The organism is Hyella patelloides LEGE 07179, assembly GCF_900659865.1.
Taxonomy (GTDB): Bacteria; Cyanobacteriota; Cyanobacteriia; order Cyanobacteriales; family Xenococcaceae; genus Hyella; species Hyella patelloides.
Map to the genome: position 1 here is coordinate 2,292 of NZ_LR214083.1, position 5,089 is coordinate 7,380.

Here is a 5,089-nt window from a genome sequence, read left to right on the forward strand (position 1 = left end):
AGTTAATTCAGATGGAGAAGGAGATGCAGGGGGTGTCACCATTGATACTGCCAATCTCAATCTCACCAATGGAGCGGAAGTTTCTGCTAGTACTAATGGTATTGGGAATGCGGGTTCGGTGGAGATTAGAGCCAGCGATACCATCAAGATTGATGGTGACAATTCAAATACTGCTACTGGTGTTTTCAGTGATGTTAATACAGATGCAGAAGGAAATGCAGGGGGTGTCACCATCTCTACTGCCAATCTCAATCTCACCAATGGAGGGCTAGTTGATGCTAGTACCTTTGGGAATGGGGATGCTGGAGATATCAATATCACTACGGTTAATCTGTCTTTGACACAGAGAGGTTTTGTTGGTGCCAGTGCAGTAGGATCGGGAGATCCTGGCGGAATATTCATTGTTGCTGAAGATACAATCTCTTTGGATAATTCTATTATTAGAAATGCGACAGAAACGATGGCAGTAGGTAATTCCGAAGGAATAAATATCACTACAGATAGGTTATTGGTAACCAATGGTGGTCAGATAATTACTCCTACCTTCGGACAGGTTGATGGAGGAGATGTCAATATTACTGCCTTTACAGAGGTTTCCTTTGACGGAGTTAATCCTTCACGTCCTACAGCTCCCAGTTCGATTTTTACTATTGTGAACGATCCTGACACTGAAGGTAATGGTGGTGATATAAATATCACTACAGATATATTTTCTCTGAGCGATGGGGCTCTTCTGACAAGTGGTACAAATGGAATAGGAGATGCAGGGAATATTACTATCAATGCAACTAACGTTTCTTTTACTAGTGGGAGTGGTATACAAAGTGATAGTAATTCAACTGCTCAAGGTAATGCGGGTAATTTAACAGTGCAAGCAGATTCAGTTAGTTTGGACAACAATAGCCAAATTAGTGCTTCGACTCGATCTAGTGGGGGTGGCATTATTAATTTACAAATCGCTGAAGATTTAACCTTACGCAATAACAGCCTCATCTCTGCTGAGGCTTTCAATAATGCTAATGGTGGTAACTTAGAAATTGATGCTAGGTTCATTGTTGCTTTTCCTAGTGATGGTAATGGTAATGACATTATTGCTAGTGCGGAGCAAGGAGATGGAGGTAATATTAACATCACAGCAGAAGCTCTTTTCGGTCTTGAAGAACGTCCAGCTACACTAGGAAACGGAACTAACGATCTTGATGCTAGTTCTGAATTTGGTCTTAGTGGCAATGTAACTCTTAATCTTCCTGATGCTAACAATATTCAAGAAACTGGGGAATTATCTACTAATGTCGTAGACATAGAAACAGTAACATCTGGTGCTTGTGCTGCCGATGCAGAAGCATCTGGGTTAGTTATTCAAGGTAAAGGAGGCGTACCACCAACACCAGTTTCACCTTTAAGTGCTGATGTCTTAATTGATGATGAAAAACCAATGACACCCAATCTTTCGCAGCCTCAGAATCAGTACTCAACCCAGAATATTACCCACCAAATTCAACCAGTAGCATACAAAGATAATGGCGAACCCATTTACATTGCTAGAGGAGTAATTAAACAAGCAGATGGAAATGTAATTTTAACTGCTTATCCCACTGGAAATAATGCTACTCGGACTCCCAGGGATGCAGCAAATTGTCATCAAACGAAATAACCAAAACTCTATCTTTCGAGTCTACCTATCAGATATAGCGTTACGTATTAACGTTAAGACGGGGCATCCCCTGCACCACCCGAAGAAGGACGGTGTCAGCCCCTTATATCAAATACTTAAATGTTTGCTACCAATAATTTTACCTTGTAGTGATAATTCATGAATAATCACTACAGATTATATGTTGCATTCTTTTTTGTATTTCATATAATACCAATTGGATAAATGTTTGTTACACATAGATATAGGAGTAGGGTGGGCATTGCACTAAAGCACTTCCTTCGGTCGCCCACCCTACAATTAATCTGTTGCATTCTTTTTTGTATTTCATATAATAGAGGACGTACACTAGGGGAAGTTCAGTAAAAAATAGATAAACAACACTATTAACTATTAGGTAGCTTGTCTCCCTGGTCGGTGTTGTGATTAGTTATTAATTACTAATTATTAATTATTAATTTTCCATGCCAGAGATTGCTGCTATTATTTGCACTCACAATCGAGATCGCTACTTAGGTGCTGCCATTGATAGTTTGTTAAAACAAGACTTTGATGATTATGAAATTATTGTAGTTGATAATGCCTCAAGCGATCGCACTAAAGAAGTTGTCGAGCAACGTTTAGATAATCCTCTTTTAAAATATGTCTACGAACCAGAGTTAGGTTTATCCGTCGCCCGTAATAGAGGTGCTAAAGAAACCACTGCACCGATTTTGGCTTACTTAGATGATGATGCGGAAGCTTCTCCCCAATGGTTGAGAATAATTGCCGAGGCTTACAGAGAAAATGACCAATTAGCGATCGCTGGAGGAAAAGTTACTCTTATATTACCAGAAGGAAGAACACTACCTAATTGGCTCTCAGAAGAGATGTCTGGTGCTTTGGGGAGTTATGACTTAGGAGAGGAAATAGTCTATTTAGATAATCCTAACTTGACTCCTAGAGGTTTGAATTATTCTTTACGTCAATCTTTTTTATCAGAAATTGGTGGTTTCGATCCCAATTTAGGTAGAGTAGGTAAAAACTTATTGTCTAATGAAGAATTGTTAATGACAGAATTAGCATTAGAAAAAGGTTGGCAAGTTGCTTACTTACCCGAAGCCTTAGCAGCCCATAATGTCTCCCCAGAAAGACTACAACCCAAATGGTTTATCAACCGTAGTTGGTGGCAAGGTGTCAGTGAATGTTACCGTGAAGAAATTGCAGGGCGTGCTGGTTTGGCACAATTTAACCGTGGCGGAGAAAGAATGATTCGAGGGTTCTATAAGAGCCTGAAGTATTTTAATAACCCTGCGTTGCGCTTTGATAATTTTCTCTACGCTTACGGACAAATAGGTTATTTTAGTGCAGTGGTGCAAAACTTATTTAAAAAATAAATTATGAAAACAGCCCTAATTTGTGGTGTTTCTGGTCAAGATGGCGCGTATTTAGCCAAATTACTGCTAGAAAAAGGCTATACAGTTGTTGGAACTTCCAGGGATGCCCAAGTATCTTCCTTTCGTAATCTATTGCGTTTAGGTATTCGGGAAAAAGTTAAATATAAATCCCTTGTACCCACAGATTTTCGTGGTGTTTTACAAGTAATATCTCAAGTTAAACCAGACGAAATTTATAATCTTGCGGGACAAACCTCTGTAGGACTTTCCTTTGAACAACCAGTAGAAACCTTAGAAAGTATTGCCACAGGGACACTTAATTTTTTAGAAGCAATTCGCTTTATAGGTGCGCCCATCAAGTTTTATAATGCTGGTTCGAGTGAATGTTTTGGGGATATCGGCGATCGCCCTGCCGATGAAAATACGCCCTTTAGACCCAGAAGTCCTTATGCAGTGGCAAAATCTACTGCTTTTTGGCAAGTAGCTAACTATCGCGAAGCTTATGATATATTTGCTTGTTCTGGCATTCTATTTAACCACGAATCTCCCTTAAGACCTCAGAGATTTGTGACTCAAAAAATTGTAGCTGCTGCTTGTCGGATTGCAAAAGATACCTCTGAAAAACTATATCTCGGCAATATTTCTGTTAAACGAGATTGGGGATGGGCTGCTGAATATGTAGAAGCGATGTATTTAATGTTGCAGCAAGAGCAAGCAGATGATTATGTTGTCGCTACAGGACATAGTTATTCTTTAGAAGAGTTAGTCGCACAAGCTTTTAATTGTGTGGGTTTGAATTGGCAAGATCATGTAGTTACAGATGATAGTTTATTGCGCCCCACTGATTTAGCAGTTAGTAAAGCCAATCCTACTAAAGCGAAAGAAAAATTAGGTTGGTCAGCTAATTATAAAATGCCTGATGTAATTCGGATGATGGTAGAGGCTTATTAAGGGATGAGGGATGAGGGATGAGGAATGAGGAACAACCAACAGTAGAAAAAATCACTTAAACCCAGTTAGGGGACACGAACAGGCAGGAAAAAGACCTTGTTTAGTAATTTCGGTAAATCTTTTTAATCAAGGTGCATCAGGTTTAGCTGTGGTTTTGCCTATTACTTCTAAAAACAAAAAAATTCCTTTTCATGTTGAAATAAATCCACCAGAAGCAGGATTAAAATTCAAAAGTTTTATTAAGTGCGAAGATGTTAGATCGGTTTCAGTAGAAAGATTTGCTACAAAATGGGGAACAGTTAATGAAAAGACGATAACAGAAGTCGAGCAGAGGTTAAAGATTTTAATCGGGCTGTAAGAATTCAGTCAGTTATCACCTTATCAGTTAATAACTAGCCATTGGCAATCAACAACTAACAATTAGTAATGAAAATTTTAATGATCTCGTCTACCTTTCCTTATCCACCTACTAAGGGAGGGACACACAATAGAACATTTAATTTACTTCAGCCAATTGCTCAACATCATGATGTAACTGTAGTAACTCAAAGGGCTGATGATGTTAGTGATGCAGATGTGGAAGGTTTAAAGCAGCATATAGCAGAATTAGTAGTATTCGATCGCCCTAACTCTATAGAATCAGGTATTGTAGCTAAGATAAAGCGTTTTGCTCAATTTTTTATTCAAGGGACTCCTCCTAATGTACTTTATCTCTATTCTCCAGAGATACAAGAATGGATTGATAAGGCTGTAGAGGCTAATAAATTTGATGCTATTACCTGCGAACATAGTGTTAACGAAATCTATATTCGTCCCCAATGGCGTAATAAAGTAACTACCGTTATTGATATTCATAGCTCAATTTTTCGTACTTGCAAAAACCAACTAGCTACCAATACATCGGATAATCCAAAACGCGATCGCTTGTACTTACCCCTCCTCAAACGCTATGAACAAAAATCGATAAGTAAGTTTTCTCAGGTGGTAGTGACTACCGATGAAGATAAACAACAGATGGAGGAATTTAACTCTCAAGCAAAAGTAACAATTATTGCTAATGGCGTTGATTTAGATACCTTTCCCTATCGAGAGCAAGACACCGCAGGGC

3 protein-coding genes and 2 pseudogenes are annotated in these 5,089 nt (G+C 38.8%); all 5 read left to right on the forward strand.

The window, feature by feature from the left end:
* Positions 1-1,654 (forward strand): annotated as a pseudogene (locus H1P_RS36695) (S-layer family protein); the annotation flags it as partial.
* A 464-nt stretch (positions 1,655-2,118) separates the two neighbouring features.
* The gene (locus tag H1P_RS29125) at positions 2,119-3,030 is read left to right on the forward strand and encodes a glycosyltransferase family 2 protein (RefSeq protein ID WP_144874332.1); all 912 of its coding nucleotides are present in this window, start codon (positions 2,119-2,121) and stop codon (positions 3,028-3,030) included.
* On the forward strand, positions 3,031-3,981 hold the full coding sequence (locus tag H1P_RS29130) for a GDP-mannose 4,6-dehydratase (RefSeq protein WP_186376210.1): 951 nt from the start codon (positions 3,031-3,033) through the stop codon (positions 3,979-3,981).
* Between the two features lie 67 nt (positions 3,982-4,048).
* Positions 4,049-4,339 (forward strand): annotated as a pseudogene (locus H1P_RS29135) (type II toxin-antitoxin system PemK/MazF family toxin); the annotation flags it as partial.
* Positions 4,340-4,407: 68 nt separating this feature from the next.
* A partial coding sequence (locus H1P_RS29140; RefSeq protein WP_186376209.1) for a glycosyltransferase family 4 protein occupies positions 4,408-5,089 on the forward strand: 682 nt, incomplete at its 3' end.